The sequence below is a fragment of the Chitinophaga rhizosphaerae genome, assembly GCF_003958645.1.
Lineage (GTDB): Bacteria > Bacteroidota > Bacteroidia > Chitinophagales > Chitinophagaceae > Chitinophaga > Chitinophaga rhizosphaerae.
In genome coordinates, this window is the sequence record NZ_RXLO01000003.1 from 232,494 (window position 1) to 246,620 (window position 14,127).

General features: G+C 52.3%; 15 protein-coding genes. 14 read left to right on the forward strand and 1 reads right to left on the reverse strand.

Going from position 1 to position 14,127, the window contains the following annotated elements:
- Nucleotides 1–17: 17 nt before the first annotated feature.
- A complete protein-coding gene (locus EJ361_RS08130) occupies nucleotides 18–2,582 on the reverse strand; it encodes a zinc-dependent metalloprotease (protein WP_126244992.1) in 2,565 nt (854 codons plus the stop codon).
- Between the two features lie 839 nt (nucleotides 2,583–3,421).
- Here EJ361_RS08130 and EJ361_RS08135 point away from each other — a divergent pair.
- From EJ361_RS08135 to EJ361_RS08200, 14 genes are all read left to right on the forward strand, one after another.
- Entirely contained in the window at nucleotides 3,422–4,015 is a 594-nt protein-coding gene (locus tag EJ361_RS08135) for a MotA/TolQ/ExbB proton channel family protein (RefSeq protein WP_240646581.1), read from the forward strand.
- Between the two features lie 85 nt (nucleotides 4,016–4,100).
- The gene (locus EJ361_RS08140; protein ID WP_240646582.1) at nucleotides 4,101–4,736 is read left to right on the forward strand and encodes an ExbD/TolR family protein; all 636 of its coding nucleotides are present in this window, start codon (nucleotides 4,101–4,103) and stop codon (nucleotides 4,734–4,736) included.
- Nucleotides 4,737–4,805: 69 nt separating this feature from the next.
- Nucleotides 4,806–5,387 (forward strand): ExbD/TolR family protein, encoded by a 582-nt coding sequence (locus EJ361_RS08145; protein WP_240646583.1) that lies wholly within the window; start codon nucleotides 4,806–4,808, stop codon nucleotides 5,385–5,387.
- Nucleotides 5,388–5,432: 45 nt separating this feature from the next.
- Entirely contained in the window at nucleotides 5,433–6,269 is an 837-nt protein-coding gene (locus EJ361_RS08150) for an energy transducer TonB (protein ID WP_126244996.1), read from the forward strand.
- Between the two features lie 115 nt (nucleotides 6,270–6,384).
- Complete coding sequence (gene mnmE / locus EJ361_RS08155; RefSeq protein WP_126244997.1) at nucleotides 6,385–7,767, forward strand: tRNA uridine-5-carboxymethylaminomethyl(34) synthesis GTPase MnmE; 1,383 nt, start codon at nucleotides 6,385–6,387, stop codon at nucleotides 7,765–7,767.
- A 266-nt stretch (nucleotides 7,768–8,033) separates the two neighbouring features.
- Nucleotides 8,034–8,429, forward strand: coding sequence for a helix-turn-helix transcriptional regulator (locus tag EJ361_RS08160; RefSeq protein ID WP_126244998.1), 396 nt, complete (start codon nucleotides 8,034–8,036; stop codon nucleotides 8,427–8,429).
- Entirely contained in the window at nucleotides 8,426–9,589 is a 1,164-nt protein-coding gene (locus EJ361_RS08165; RefSeq protein WP_126244999.1) for a tyrosine-type recombinase/integrase, read from the forward strand. The genes EJ361_RS08160 and EJ361_RS08165 overlap by 4 nt, the downstream gene beginning before the upstream one ends.
- The gene (locus EJ361_RS08170; RefSeq protein ID WP_126245000.1) at nucleotides 9,558–9,905 is read left to right on the forward strand and encodes a helix-turn-helix domain-containing protein; all 348 of its coding nucleotides are present in this window, start codon (nucleotides 9,558–9,560) and stop codon (nucleotides 9,903–9,905) included. The genes EJ361_RS08165 and EJ361_RS08170 overlap by 32 nt, the downstream gene beginning before the upstream one ends.
- 73 nt (nucleotides 9,906–9,978) lie before the next feature.
- Nucleotides 9,979–10,977 carry a hypothetical protein gene (locus EJ361_RS08175; RefSeq protein WP_126245001.1) on the forward strand — a complete coding sequence of 333 codons (999 nt, stop codon included), beginning with the start codon at nucleotides 9,979–9,981 and terminating at the stop codon, nucleotides 10,975–10,977.
- Between the two features lie 109 nt (nucleotides 10,978–11,086).
- A complete protein-coding gene (locus EJ361_RS08180) occupies nucleotides 11,087–11,407 on the forward strand; it encodes a helix-turn-helix transcriptional regulator (RefSeq protein ID WP_126245002.1) in 321 nt (106 codons plus the stop codon).
- On the forward strand, nucleotides 11,404–12,366 hold the full coding sequence (locus EJ361_RS08185) for a toprim domain-containing protein (RefSeq protein ID WP_126245003.1): 963 nt from the start codon (nucleotides 11,404–11,406) through the stop codon (nucleotides 12,364–12,366). The genes EJ361_RS08180 and EJ361_RS08185 overlap by 4 nt, the downstream gene beginning before the upstream one ends.
- A 30-nt stretch (nucleotides 12,367–12,396) precedes the next feature.
- On the forward strand, nucleotides 12,397–12,705 hold the full coding sequence (locus EJ361_RS08190; RefSeq protein WP_126245004.1) for a hypothetical protein: 309 nt from the start codon (nucleotides 12,397–12,399) through the stop codon (nucleotides 12,703–12,705).
- Nucleotides 12,706–12,838: 133 nt separating this feature from the next.
- On the forward strand, nucleotides 12,839–13,195 hold the full coding sequence (locus EJ361_RS08195; RefSeq protein WP_164714132.1) for a plasmid mobilization protein: 357 nt from the start codon (nucleotides 12,839–12,841) through the stop codon (nucleotides 13,193–13,195).
- Nucleotides 13,176–14,123, forward strand: a complete 948-nt coding sequence (locus EJ361_RS08200) for a relaxase/mobilization nuclease domain-containing protein (protein WP_126245006.1) — start codon at nucleotides 13,176–13,178, stop codon at nucleotides 14,121–14,123. The genes EJ361_RS08195 and EJ361_RS08200 overlap by 20 nt, the downstream gene beginning before the upstream one ends.
- The last annotated feature ends 4 nt before the right edge of the window (nucleotides 14,124–14,127 follow it).

A 14,127-nucleotide genomic window follows, 5' to 3' on the forward strand; every position in this document is an offset into this window, starting at 1 on the left:
TTTTTCATCTGTATCGATCAGGACTTCGGGTGCAGGGCCTGGCCGATGCGCTCGGCGAGGTCCTGCAGGTGGAAGCGGGTCATGGCGTCTGGCGCTCCTGCGGCAGCCGTGCGCACTTCGCCGCGGAGTGCGGTCAGTTGTGCGCGGGCGATGCTGGCCGCGTCGGACGTCATGGGGTTGGGGCCGCCACCGCCCATCATCATCTGGTTCGGGGAGGTTTCAGGCTCCTTCACCAGCTTGGAAAGCTGCGTGATGTAGGCTTTCTGCAGGTTGCGGCGATAAATGTCTACAGGTTTGCGGGTGTAAATCTCGGAGAAGATGCCTTTTTTCAGGTCGGTAGCATAGTCCACAGCCTTGTAGGCAGCGGGGTTCACGGCTTCGTTGTTCAGCAGTTTCACAAAGGTGTTGGTGCTGAGCAGACGGGCGAGCACGCGTTCCTGCTGAGTCAGGATGAGGGTGGGGGCGTTTCCGCCAACGCGGGCCAGGATTTCCTTGTCGAGCAGCCAGTTCGGGGTGCTGAACAGCTGGGCCTGGAGGAATTTCAGGGCATCCTGCTGGGTGGCTTTGGCAACTGGCTCGTATACGGTGCCGGACTGTTCAACGGTTTTCGGCGTTTCGTAGATACCGGCGATGTTTTTGGCTACGTGGCCGTTGTAGCGGCCGAACTGACCGAGGAGTTCCTGGTACATGGTGGCCAGGCTGGAATAGCCTTCGTTTTCAGTGCGGGTCCAGGCCATGAGATTGGGGAGGATGCGCTGAAGGTTTTTGATACCGTATTCGCTGGCTTTCATGGCGTTGTCGCCCAGGTCTTCGTTCTGGCTGCGCGGATCGTCGGGGTTCATTTCGGTGCCGAACCAGTAACGTTTGTCCTGCAGGCGGTTGATCACCCATTTGTTGAGGGTAGGCCGCTCGGAATCGGCGTTGGTGCCGGGGATGGCTTTATACCCCCATTCGATGGCCCATTTGTCGTAATAGTTGATGCGGGGATACAGATCGGCGCCGGAGATGCCGTCGCCCGGCTGTGCTACGTAGTTGAAACGGGCGTAGTCCATGATGGAAGCGGCGTGGCCGTGTTCTTTCACCCAGTTCTTATCGCGGAGTTTTTCTACGGGATAGGTGGAGCTGGAGCCGAAGTTGTGACGGAGGCCGAGGGTGTGGCCAACTTCGTGGCTGGATACGAAGCGGATGAGTTCGCCCATCAGCTGGTCGTCGAACTGCATTTTGCGTGCGCGCTCGTCGTTGGGCGCCGCCTGGATCATGTACCAGTTGCGGAGGAGGCTCATGACGTTATGGTACCAGTTGATGTGGCTTTCCAGGATCTCGCCGGAGCGGGGATCGTGTACGTGCGGGCCGGAGGCGTTGGGCACGTCGGAAGGTTTATATACGATGGCGCTGTACCGTGCGTCTTCCAGGCTCCAGGTGGAGTCTTCGGCGCGGGTGGGGGCCATGCGGGCGGAGATGGCGTTTTTGAAGCCTGCCTGTTCGAATGCACCCTGCCAGTCGTTCACCCCCATGATGAGATATTTGCGCCATTTTTCAGGGGTTGCGGGATCGATGTAGAAAATGATGGGCTTTTTGGGTTCCACCAGTTCACCGCGACGGAATTTTTCCATGTCTTCGGCCTTGGGTTCGAGGCGCCAGCGGGTGATCATGGCGAGTTTCTTCACGCCCTGCGGGTCTGCGTCGAAGTCGGTGATGCCGGTGGCGAAGTAGCCGACGCGGGGATCGAAGTAGCGGGGTTCCATGGGAACGGCGGGGAGCAGTACGATGGAGCTGTTGAGCTCTACGGTAGCGAAGCCGCCGCCGGCAGGGGGCATGCCCGGCATGGGGGGAGTGCCTTGTTTGGAGTAGGTTTTAACGGTTTTGATCTCGATGTTCTCGGGATAGGAGCGCACATCGTCGATGTACGACTTGTCTCCCTGCGGAGCGCCGAGTTTCAGCATACCTTTTACGCTGCTGTCGAAGAACAGGACGTCGTTATCGCTGTTAATGTAATCGGTGAGGTCTACCACGGAACCTTTGCCGTTCCTGGAGTACGCTTTTACGTCGAACGAAGCCACGATGGGTTGCACGTTGGAGTTCATCACGGCCACGAACATGGGCTGGGTGGAGTCTTTGGAGCGTTCCGAGAAGGAGATGTTCTTCAGGAAAATGCGATGGTTAGGGCCTTTTTCGAAGCGGATGACGGTTTCGTTGATCTGGTCGCCGGCGAAGCCCATCATGCGGGCGCGGAGGCCGGCGGCGGACTTGGAGAGGCGGCTTACCACGAGGATGTCTCTGCCGAGGAGGGCATCAGGGATTTCGGCGAAGAAGCGGTCTTCCTGTTTGTAGATGTTGAACAGGCCGGAGTCGGCAACGGCGTTGGCGTTGATGACTTCGGTGAACTTCTTGGGTTGCGGTTTGGGCGGTCCGGAGGGCCTTTGGGGGCCGGCGGGCCGGGCGGTGGTGTCTTTGGCCGGGGACGCGGCGGCAGGAGTTTTTTCATTTTTCTTCCTGCGCTGGGCGTGAGTGGCGGACGGCATCAGCAGTGCTGTGCACAATACGCCGGCTACGGCAGCGGCAAAGGTGCGCTGTAGTTGCATGTGCGTGGTGATTGGTTTTTGTGTGGTAAATAATAAGCGGAGACAAAAGAAGGGTAAGAAAGTCATAATAAATCGTTAAAATCCATAAAAGACAAAAAATGCAGTAAGAGCGGAAATTAAAAATCTGTAAATTGCCCGAAGGCATTCCCTGTAACGGGAGCGTTGCTGCGATGTGAATGCAGGGGGAACCATGAAATAGGAATCGTAAGTATTTAAAATTTCTGTTGGATCGTTTGGAAATTTTCTTAAATTGTGCGTCCAACTTTGAAAAAAAATCAATCGATTCCGCCGTGTCGGTAGAGCTAAGTTGGGAGAGGACAGTAAGAATAACATTATTTATTTTTTCTATCTAAGTGTTTGCTCAATTAATGTGAAGGGGAGTGGAATGCCCTATGGTGGGGCTTTTGTGAAGTGTGGTTAAATTTTTTGGGTGACACTTGTTTTTTTGAGGAAGGCTTATAACTTTGCGAATCACTGATTATAAGCGGGTTACCCGTGTGAATTATGAAATTGCGATCTAAACTTTTTAATTACTAACAAACAAACAGTTTAATTTTTAACACTAAAATTCAATCAACATGGCTGAGACTAAAACAACTGTGACTGCAGCTGCTGCCAAAACGACTTCTCATCAAGCCAAAAAATCGTCCAATTTATTTGCGATCCTGGCTGTACCTATTTGTATCGCCATCGCATACATCTTTTACATTTTTGTATTAGGTAATGCTCAGAACTTCCAGGGAGGCAATCCTGAGAATCACCCGGTAGACACCGGAATTGGAAAATGGTTTGGTACCGTTCACAAAGGTGGCGCCATCGTGCCTATTCTTATCTCAATCTTGTTGATTTGTATCACTTTCGTAATCGAGCGTGCCCTGTACCTGTCGAAAGCAAAGGGTAAATTCAGCGGATCCGAGCTGGTACGTAAAGTGCAGTATCACCTGGCGAACAAAAACGTTGACGCTGCAATGGCGGAATGCGACAAGCAAAAAGGCTCTGTAGGGAATGTTCTGAAAGCAGGCCTGAAGAAGTACAAGGAAATGATCACCAACACCGAGCTGGACACGGACCAGAAGATCCTGACCATCAAGAACGAAATCGAGGAAACGACTGCGCTGGAGCTCCCGATGATGGAAAAGAACCTCGTGTTCCTGTCTACCATCGCTTCCGTAGCTACGCTGGTAGGGCTGTTCGGTACGGTACTCGGGATGATCAAGGCGTTCTCCGCGATGTCTAACAGCGGTGCTCCGGACTCTTCCGCACTGGCACTCGGTATCTCTGAGGCCCTCATCAACACGGCACTGGGTATCGGTACCTCCGCTATCGCGATCATCATGTATAACTACTTCACTACCAATATCGACAGCATCACCTACGCTATCGACGAATCTGGCTTTACTTTGACACAGTCTTTCGCTGCCAACCACAAATAATTTCGTAAATTATTGTGGAATCTACCGCGAACTGAATCTAATTAAGTGAACCAAACAAAAGGAGTGTAAGATGCCAAAGGTAAAAATGCCAAGGAAAAGCACCCTCATCGACATGACGGCGATGTGTGACGTGGCTTTCCTGCTGCTGACCTTCTTCATGCTCGCCACCAAATTCAAACCGGACGAACCGGTTGCGGTGGTGACTCCCTCCTCCATCAACACCCAGCTGCTGCCGGACGCGGACGTGATCCTGCTGACAGTGGACAAAGACGGAAGAGTGTTTTTCAGCATGGACGGTCAGCCCAAAAGAAGACAACTCATCGAAGACCTGAATACCAACTTCAAGCTTGGCCTGGAAGAGAAGGATATCCGGAACTTCATGGTTGGCTCCAGCGTAGGTACGGATTTCAAAAACCTGAAACAGGTATTGAACCTTACGGCCGACCAGCGCAAGCAAAGTAATGTTGAGAAAGGCATCCCCATGGATTCCACGAACAACGAGCTGGCGATCTGGATCGAGTACGCACGTGCCGCGCAAGGGAACAACAACAAGCTGAAGTATTGCATCAAGGCCGACAACGAGACGCCCTACCCCGTGATCAAACGGGTGCTGGACACCTTCAAGGAAAAGAAAATCCAGAAATTAAACCTGGTGACCAACCTGGAGGCCAAACCGGCAGGCTCCGCGGCTGCGCTGTATGAAGAGCAAAACCAGGATTAAGCCCATTAAAAGGCCCTCCTGTCAGTAAACAACATTAAGTAACTAAAAAATATTGCTACCATGGCTGAAATGGATACCAGTAGTCAGGGCGGTGGTAAGAAGAAACACGGCGTCAAGAAAGGCAAAAAACTTTCTACCCGTGTGGACATGACTCCGATGGTGGATCTCGGGTTTCTCCTGATCACCTTCTTCATGCTCACCACCACCATGTCGAAGCCCAAGACCATGGACCTGATCATGCCCAAGGATACTGAAAAGCAGGAAGAGCAGAACAAGGTGAAAGAATCCACCGCTCTTACCATCCTGTTGGGTAAAAAAGACCAGGTTTACTACTACGAAGGGTTGGCACAGGATCCGAATGCCTCCAGCAACCCGGACTTCTTCAAAGCAACCACCTTCGCCAATACCAACGGCATCCGCGACATCATCATCAAAAAACGTGATGAAGTGGCCCGCCTGCGGAACAGCAAAGGAGAGCCTGAAGACGTGGTTGTCATCATCAAAGCTGACGATGGCTCTACGTACAAGAACTTTGTAGATTTATTGGATGAAATGGCCATCAACCGTATCCAGCGTTATGCTACGGTGGATATCAGCGACCAGGACAAGCAATGGATCAAATCTACTGAAGCCAGCAACGGCATCCAGTAGTATGGAAAACAATCATTTTTTGCATCCATCAATAAACGTGTAACTATGGATACAGCTAAAATTCTCAAGTCCGACTTTCTTGACATCCTGTTCGAAGACAGGAACAAGAACTACGGTGCTTACGAGCTTCGCAAGAAGTACGACAAGCGCGTTCGGAACTCTATCCTGGGAACGGCTGCCATGGCGTTGCTGATTGTCGGCTCTTACTTCATCTACCTGAACCTGAAAGCAGACAATACAGATAAAAACACCAAGCCGGTCATCGAGGATATTAAACTGGAGGACGTGAAGTTGCCGGACGATCCGAAAACTCCGCCCCCGCCCCCTCCGCCGCCCGCTCCGCCCCCGCCGGTGAAGCCGTCTGTTCAGTTCACCCCTCCGGTGATCAAGAAAGACGAAGAGGTGAAAGCTGAGGAAGAACTGGTAAAGATTGAAGAGATCAAAGACAAGGCCGTTTCTACCAAAACCGTAGAAGGCGATCCTAACGGTATCGACCCGGGCCTGATCAATGATTCCAAAGGTACCGGCGTAGTTGACGCGCCCCCGCCGCCCCCGAAAGAGGAGATTTTCACCTTCGTGGAACAACCTCCGACCTTCCCCGGTGGTGACGAAGCGCTCAACAAGTTCCTCAGCAATAACATCCGTTACCCCCACCTGGCCACTGAAAACGGCATCCAGGGTACCGTGTTCGTATCATTCGTGGTAGACTCGGAAGGTAACATCAAGGATGTGAAAACTGTTGGGCAAGCCAAAGGCGGCGGTCTCGAAGATGAGGCCATCCGCGTGGTGAAGAAAATGCCGAAATGGAAACCCGGTAAGCAGAACGGACGCCAGGTATCTGTGCAGTTCAACCTGCCTATCCGCTTCACCCTCCAAGAGTAGTATTTAGTCTCAAGCTAGTAGTACATACTAAATCCCCCTGGTTTACCGGGGGGATTTTTTATTGGGCCCAACGGCCCCGCCCCGCCGGCACGGAGATTTTCTTTAATTTCGGGCCATGATAGGAAAACTTGGCGGGCACGACGACACCATCGTGGCCATCGCAACCGCGCCGGGCGTTGGCGCCATTGCCGTGATCCGGCTGAGCGGCAAAGCGGCCGTAGCCATCACCGACCGGCTGTTCCCCTCGAAAGATTTGGCTTCGCAACCCACCCACACCCTGCATTTCGGCGGGCTCCATTTCCAGGGGCGCCTTGTAGACGAGGTGGTGGTTTCACTTTACCGTGCGCCGAAGTCTTACACCGGCGAGGAAGTGGTGGAAATTTCCTGTCATGGTTCACCTTTCATCCAGCAGCAGATCGTGGAAGCCTGCATCGCTGAAGGCGCGCGGCTTGCGCGGCCCGGAGAGTTCACCCAGCGGGCGTTCCTCAACGGCAAGCTCGATCTTACGCAAGCCGAATCCGTCGCCGACCTGATCGCCAGCAACACGGCCGCTTCGCACCAAACGGCGCTCCAGCAAATGCGCGGCGGCTTTTCGCGCGAGCTGTACGCCCTCCGCGAACAACTCATCAAATTTTCCGCACTCATAGAGCTCGAGCTCGATTTCAGCCAGGAAGACGTGGAATTCGCAGACCGCACTGCCCTGTACGCGCTGGTAAACGAATCCGTTTCGGAAGTTTCGCGGCTGATTTCGTCGTTCAAAGTGGGGAACGTTATCAAAAACGGTGTAAATACCGCGATCATCGGGCGCCCGAACGCCGGGAAATCCACCCTGCTCAACACGCTGCTCAATGAAAACCGCGCCATCGTGAGCGACATCGCCGGCACCACGCGCGACACCATCGAAGAAGTGCTCAACATCGGCGGCATCCTGTTCCGCCTAATCGATACGGCGGGCATCCGGGAAAGCAACGATGCCATCGAGAGCATCGGGGTACAGAAGTCGCTGGAGAAGATGCGCGAAGCGGGCATCGTGGTATACCTGTTCGATGTGTCTGAACTGACGGTGGATGATTTGCTGGAACAAGTGAAGGAATTCGATCACGAGGGGATTTCGTACCTGTTGGTCGGCAATAAATCCGACGTGCTGGGGGCCGAGGAAGCGCGCGCCAAATTCAGTTTCATTCCCGGGATCATTTTCATCTCCGCCCGCGATCATTCCCAGATCACGGAGTTGAAAGATCAGCTGGTACACAAAGTGATGGGCGGCGCCATCAACACAGAAAATACCATCATTACAAACGTTCGCCATTACTCGGCGCTGCAGGAAGTGCTGTCTTCGTTGAAAGATGTGAAGGGAGGAATGGATAACGGGCTGCCCGGGGATCTCCTCGCGCTCGACATTCGCCGGTGCCTGCATTATTTAGCGGATATCGCCGGGGAGGTGACGAATGAGGACCGGTTGGACTATATTTTTTCGAAGTTTTGTATCGGGAAGTAGCGGCTTGTTTTTAATTGCTTTAAATTTTCTTTGTTTATCTAACGTAATGTAATACAGTAGGGCAATCCAGCGGATTGCCCTTTTTTGTTCCCGTTTTATTTTGCTCGTGTTTTGAAAAGGCTTAGTATTGTTTTGAGATGAAACAGTACAAAACGTGATGGGGAGGTAAGGAGAAGTTGTCAGTATATGGCAGTATTTGGCGGTTATTGGCACTTCGCGTCTTTCCGGGTCAGTTTTGGGCATTTCGAACACTTAACTTTTTGTCCATGAGCAGCAACCAACGGATCAAGAAAGTCTGCGAGCATTGCAACGAGATCTTCATCGCGCAAAAAGCGACGACGAAGTATTGTTCGTTGGTTTGTGCGCAGCGTAATTATAAGTTGCGGGAGAAGCGGGAGCGGTTGAAGAAGGCGGAGGCTCCGGCAGTTATAGACAGTTCTCCGCCTGTTGAAAAGATCGGCCCGGTGAAGGTGGAGGCTGCTTCGGGGATGGGGGATCTGATCACCATCCAGCAATTGGCCCAGGTCACTAACCTCAGCGAGCGGACGCTCTTCAGATTGATCAAAGACCCTGAGTTCCCGAAGATCAGGATCGGGCGGAATCTCCTGTTTCACCGGGAAACTGTTATTCAATTCATCGTTCGTAAATACAGCACAGTATGAGAGGAAAACTGAGATCGACGGAACTGAAGAGCGGGCGGCTCAGTCTGTACATTGATTACTTTCCGGCCGTGTGGAACCCGCAGAAGAAGGTGTACACGCGGCGCGAGAAGCTGGGCCTTTACCTGTATAAGAATCCGGTGACTTCCTTGCAGAAGAAGGAGAACAGTCTTTGCATGGAGATCGCGGAGAAGATTTATCTCAAACGGATGAACGCGCTGATGCTGGAGGCTAACGGGCTTTTCAACCAGGACGCGCTGGAGGTGGATTTCTACACCTACGCCCTAAACTTCATCCGCGCGAAGCAGCGCGAGAAGGTTGATACTACGCACTATGAAACCGGCATCAAATACCTCAAAAAGTTTGTGGGTGATCATTTCCGCTTCCGGCACATCGATGAAGAATTTCTCAAGAAGTTCAAGACTTTTCTTCTTTCAACGACTTCGCTGAAATCAGAGAAGGTCAAGCTCAATCAGAACTCCGCTGCGTCTTATTATGATAAGTTCGCGTTGATCGTGCAGACCGCTTTCCGTGATAAGTATTTGCAGGAGGATTACACGCTACGGGTGCCGCGTATCAGCAACGTGGACTCGCCGCGGGAGATCATCGACGACGAAGAATTGCAACTCTTGCTGGATAACCCCTGCGAAGACGAGCTTGTTTATCGTTCTTCCCTGTTCGCGCTGATGACGGGGTTCCGGTTCAGTGCTTTGAGGATTCTCAAATGGGGTGATCTGCATTACTCCAAGGGGCAGGAAGCCTGGTACTTCCATATCATCGATCCCAAACCGGAAAGGTCGTTCAAGCATTACGTGAGCCAGCAGGCAGTAGATTTGCTGGGGACACGCGGGGAGAAGGGGGCGCTCGTCTTCCCCGACTTGAACTACAGCCGCACCCGCACGAAGCTGAAAGAGTGGTTCACGAGCGTGGGGATGAAGGACAAGGCCAAATTCCACAACTGGCGGCATAAGTACGCCACCAGCCTGATCGAAAAGGGTGAGGATATTTACGTCGTGAGCAAGATGCTCAACCATAAGCATGTCAAGACCACGCAGATTTACGCGCAGGTGCCCGACTCGAACCGGGTTAAGGCGGCGATGAAGTTGAATTATAACCTTAAACCGAAACCGAATGATAACGCAGGAATTGGAACAGCGGATTGAAGGCATGGAGTCGGACATCCGGGAAATGAAGGCCATGCTGGCTGAACTGGTAGATGTGGCCCGAGGTACCGGGCAACCGCCGCAGGAGGAACACATCATGTCTGCCCGGGAGGTCGCGGACTTCCTCCGGATCGATGTGAATCTCGTATATAGCAAATGTTCCCGTGGAGAACTACCTTATTCCAAACTCGGCAAACACTATAAATTCCGTAAGTCCGATATTCTGAATTGCATGAAGCAGTACGACAAAGGCAGCGGGATTTCCGTCGATGACTACGTGACCCGCTATCTCCAGGTTAACCAGCTCCGCGGTTAACCCTATGGCCGTTTGCCCCTGACGGCTGATTTTCGTATATTCATATATCATATCCCCCGAAAAACCTTACACCATGACCCACCTCGATGATGTAAAGGATGTGCCGTTCTATGTGCGGATGACGGAAACGAATGCATTTCTCAGGGACGTTCCCTACGGCGATCAAAAGAAACAGCCCTTCAAGATCGGACGTGATTTCGAAGCCCTGGCGAACTATGCTTTGCATAATCACTATTGCATTTCCTTTCTCAAATGTCCCCATAAATTCGACCTCGATAATCTGTTCTTGCATTTCCATTGGTTCAACCGGTATTTGTATTTCAATCTCCAGGATTCCATATGGGTGCTCCAGATCTTTCCCGCGCTGGAGAAATTGCAGACTTATCAGCTCCGGTTTCTGGAAACAGAACTGAAAGCGTTCCCTCAAGCCTATCAATACGACGTGAAGGCCGCCGACCACCGCCAGCAATGGGCGCTCCTGAAAAAGACCAATTTCCTGAAGTACGACGATTTCCGGAAGATTATGGAGATTGACGAAGCGCAACGAGCCCGGTTGCTTTCCCATATCCAAAGTTTGTTGGCCGGACGGCCAGAACCTCCAGCGGTAGAGCCACAACTTCCGGAACCGAAGCCCGGCAAAAGACAACGGGAGGCCAGCCAATACCGGTACCTGAAATTATCCGACGATCTGACGGCCGGTCAACAAAACGAGGTGATCCGGGAAATGTATGAATTACTCCAACCACATTTTCGGGCGGCAAAGAACTTTGAGGATTTTCAAAAGGTGTTCCGGGAGGAAGGCGCGCCCGTGCTTGAACTCGTTCGGGAAGGTCAGGCGGATCAGCAATATTATTGGGTCATTTTCCGGGAAATCAAACAAAACGGCCTGACCGTTTCGTGGGATGTGATCGACCGGTTCGTCCATATTTATGATGCCGGAGGTAAGAAACTTGCTGGTTTTTCGCGGATCAATACTTCCATCGATCTCCAGAAGGAGCGGAAAGCCCGCCGGTCGGTTGAACCTGTTATCAAATTGATAAACAATTATTTATCGAAAAGTAAAGGCAAGTGATCTTTGCCTCCAGTGAGAAGATTTTGCTGGTTTTTTACTTCGTTGCTGCTATTTGCCTTATTCCAGCGCGTCCCCGGTGCAAATTGCCGATGAAACAAAAAAATGGAAAATGAGTCAGTTGCATTTTGTGGGGCTGAGCCTCGACGAAGCCCGGTTGTTTATCGAATCCATCGTGATCGCTTGCCTGAAAAACTGTTTCCCTGCGCCGAAGGTAATGGAAGCCCCTTTATCGATCCGGGACGCCTGTAAGTTCCTTGGTGTTTCGAAGCCGACGCTCCGTAAGTATGTGGAAGCGGCTGTCGTCCGCCGGCATGATCTCGGCCCCCGGAAGAAAGTGTTTTACCGGTCGGAGCTGGAAGAAGATATCAAACGCCTGCGTTCCCACGGCAGCGAATCCCCTTTACTTGAATCAGAAAAACAACGGTTATGAGCGTGAACATTGAAGACGTGAAGAAGATCGACCTGGTGGAGTTCCTCGCTTCGCTGGGATTCACACCCGAGCGGAAGAACGAGCGGGACGCATGGTACTTGTCGCCGTTGCGGTCGGAGAAAACGGCCTCATTTAAGGTTGACCGGCAGAAGAACCTGTGGTATGATTTCGGGGAAGCCGTTGGCGATACGATCATCGATTTCGGGATGGCGTTTTATCAATGCGATATTCCCACCTTCCTATCCAAATTCGACCATGAGTTTTCTTTTCATGGGCAGCTCGGTCAGCATAATGCGGCACCGGCGCAATCCATCCATGAAGAGCCAAAGATCCACATCCGGGCCGAACGGCCGATCATGGCCCCGGCGTTAATCGACTACCTCGACCAACGTGGGATTCCGCTTGAACTGGCGAACAGGTATTGCCGGGAGGTAGTCTACCGGCTGGGTAAGAAGGATTTTTATGCAATCGGGTTTAAGAACGACAAAGGCGGCTTCGAGTTGCGGAACGCCCGGATCAAGCTGAGTAATTCTCCCAAAGGGACGACGCTTATCCCGGGGGAGTCGCGGGAGTTGCGGATTTTCGAGGGGTGCTTTGACTTCCTTTCCTTCAAGGTACTCGAAGAGCGGTTCGAACTTCCGCCGTCCACCTGTTTGATCTTGAACTCGGTGGCATTTCTCCGGGAGAGCTTGCCGGTGATCCGGCAATATCCCTCCGCGTCTCTTTACCTCGATCACGATGCTGCAGGTCGGCGGGCAACGGAGCAGGTAATCCAGGAGCATCCGGCTGCGCGGGATGGAAGTGCCTTTTACAAGGGCGCAAAGGATCTGAACGAATGGTTCGTGACGATTTATCCGAAGATGTCGGATGTGCAACAACTGGCTCGGGATCTCCCGCGGAGGTTTCCTGATGATGACAACTCCCCTCAACTCCGGAATCCTGGCCGGAGAATCCGCTAATCAATTCATTTACTTCAAAAACTTATTGTAATGGCAGAACTACGCAAGAAGCTGCTGTCGCTCGCCAGCGGCAGGCAGGTGCGATTGTATGGCAGTAGCATCGCGATTTCCAAGGGATTGGAAATCGGGGAAGGATGCGCACCGAATATTTTTTCGTTCTCCGGGACGGAGGGGCCGAATGATCCCGATGGCAAAGTGATCAACGTCCACAACTTATCCGCCAACGATCTGGAGGAAATTGCGGATTATAATATCCAGTTGTGGATGAACTTAAAGGCCAACTTGCGACGCCACGGCGTCGATAACCCAAAGGTTTTCAACCACGATGCTATCCGCTAAAGGTGGAAGGGGCTTTTTGTCTCACCGGAGCGGATATTGGAATTGCAAGCGGTGTTTTCGGCAGCCGAAAACCGCTTGCCCTTTGCTCCCGTTGGTCGCAAAGGGTGTTTTTTGAACCGGAAAATTGTGCATGATGGGCGATACTAACCACGGCGGACGGCCGAAAAAACCGGTGAAAAAAGAATGGAGAATTACCATCCGCCTGACCGAAGCGGAAAGGTATATATTGAAAGGAAAAGCGCGGGAGGCCGGGACGAACCTGGCGAATTACATCCGCGCCGCCGCGATTAAGGGCAAAGTAGTTGCCCTGCCTCAGGTAAAAGATCATGCCTTTTTTCGCCAGGCCATTGGTATTTCGACCAATCTGAACCAAGTGGCGCGGGCTGTCAATAAGCAGGGAATTCTTCCGCTCTATACCAAACTGAAGGAGATAATCGGATTTTTCGACGAGCAAATGAAACAGGTGCAGAATGATCAGCAAGGTAATTAGCAGTGCCAGTTTTCGCCGAACCTGCCAATATGTGTTAGGGAAAGACGGGGCATATATCCTGGCTTCCGACGGCGTCCGCGACCATTGCCCGCGATTGATGGCCGATGATTTTGAGGCACAGGCGGAGCTTCGCCGGACGATTTCCCGCCCTTGTTTCCATGCGGTGCTGAGTTTCCCTCCGGGTGAAAAGGTTACGGACGAATTGATGGAAGACCTGGCCGGTAAGTACCTAGACGGGATCGGGATGGTCGGAACTCAGTTCGCTGTCGTCCGGCACACGGACACAGAGCATCCGCATGTCCACATCATAGCCAACCGCGTCAACTTCCAGGGCAAGGCAATTACCGACAGCATGATCGGCAGGCGGGCGAAAGCCGTTGCCCAGGAACTGACCCGGGAGTTTGGATTACGACCGGCGGAAAAGAAGGATATCTCCCGTACCCAGCTCAAAGCGATGAGCGAACCGGAGCAAATACGTTACCGGATTTATTCGGCCATCTCCAGCAGCCTGAAGGGGTGTACCGACATCGATGAATTGGCGCGGAGGTTGAAAGTGAGGGGCGTTGAAACGGTGGTCAAGTTCCGCAGCGGGACGCGGGAGCCGCAGGGGATAAGTTTTAAGGTCGGGAATTTTTGTTTCAAGGGGAGTGCCGTTGACCGGAAGTTCTCCCTCGCCAATCTCCAGAAAGCTATGGCATCGCAACAGCGTATTTCTCAGGAAACTGGAAAAAGCTCCCGGTTGATACTCCTTCAGCAATCCTCCTCCGGGTTATCTTTTGTAAAGGAAATGCCTGTTAAGGAAGTGGCGTCGGCCATGACGGGCATACTTGAGGAGTTGCTCAACCCGGAATATGTCAATAATCAAATTCCGTATGAGCTCTTGCAGGAGGCCAGGAAGCGAAAGAAACGTAATGGTTTAAGCCGTTAAAAAG

Excerpts from the sequence above, each read along its gene's own strand:
- EJ361_RS08170 (WP_126245000.1), top strand. The coding sequence starts at position 9,558 with ATGATAACGCAGGAATTGGAACAGCGGATTGAAGGCATGGAGTCGGAC.
- EJ361_RS08175 (WP_126245001.1), top strand. The coding sequence starts at position 9,979 with ATGACCCACCTCGATGATGTAAAGGATGTGCCGTTCTATGTGCGGATG.
- EJ361_RS08165 (WP_126244999.1), top strand. The coding sequence starts at position 8,426 with ATGAGAGGAAAACTGAGATCGACGGAACTGAAGAGCGGGCGGCTCAGT.
- EJ361_RS08140 (WP_240646582.1), top strand. The coding sequence starts at position 4,101 with ATGCCAAGGAAAAGCACCCTCATCGACATGACGGCGATGTGTGACGTG.
- EJ361_RS08190 (WP_126245004.1), top strand. The coding sequence starts at position 12,397 with ATGGCAGAACTACGCAAGAAGCTGCTGTCGCTCGCCAGCGGCAGGCAG.
- EJ361_RS08145 (WP_240646583.1), top strand. The coding sequence starts at position 4,806 with ATGGATACCAGTAGTCAGGGCGGTGGTAAGAAGAAACACGGCGTCAAG.
- mnmE (WP_126244997.1), top strand. The coding sequence starts at position 6,385 with ATGATAGGAAAACTTGGCGGGCACGACGACACCATCGTGGCCATCGCA.
- EJ361_RS08185 (WP_126245003.1), top strand. The coding sequence starts at position 11,404 with ATGAGCGTGAACATTGAAGACGTGAAGAAGATCGACCTGGTGGAGTTC.
- EJ361_RS08160 (WP_126244998.1), top strand. The coding sequence starts at position 8,034 with ATGAGCAGCAACCAACGGATCAAGAAAGTCTGCGAGCATTGCAACGAG.
- EJ361_RS08150 (WP_126244996.1), top strand. The coding sequence starts at position 5,433 with ATGGATACAGCTAAAATTCTCAAGTCCGACTTTCTTGACATCCTGTTC.
- EJ361_RS08200 (WP_126245006.1), top strand. The coding sequence starts at position 13,176 with ATGATCAGCAAGGTAATTAGCAGTGCCAGTTTTCGCCGAACCTGCCAA.
- EJ361_RS08195 (WP_164714132.1), top strand. The coding sequence starts at position 12,839 with ATGGGCGATACTAACCACGGCGGACGGCCGAAAAAACCGGTGAAAAAA.
- EJ361_RS08180 (WP_126245002.1), top strand. The coding sequence starts at position 11,087 with ATGAGTCAGTTGCATTTTGTGGGGCTGAGCCTCGACGAAGCCCGGTTG.
- EJ361_RS08130 (WP_126244992.1), bottom strand. The coding sequence starts at position 2,582 with ATGCAACTACAGCGCACCTTTGCCGCTGCCGTAGCCGGCGTATTGTGC.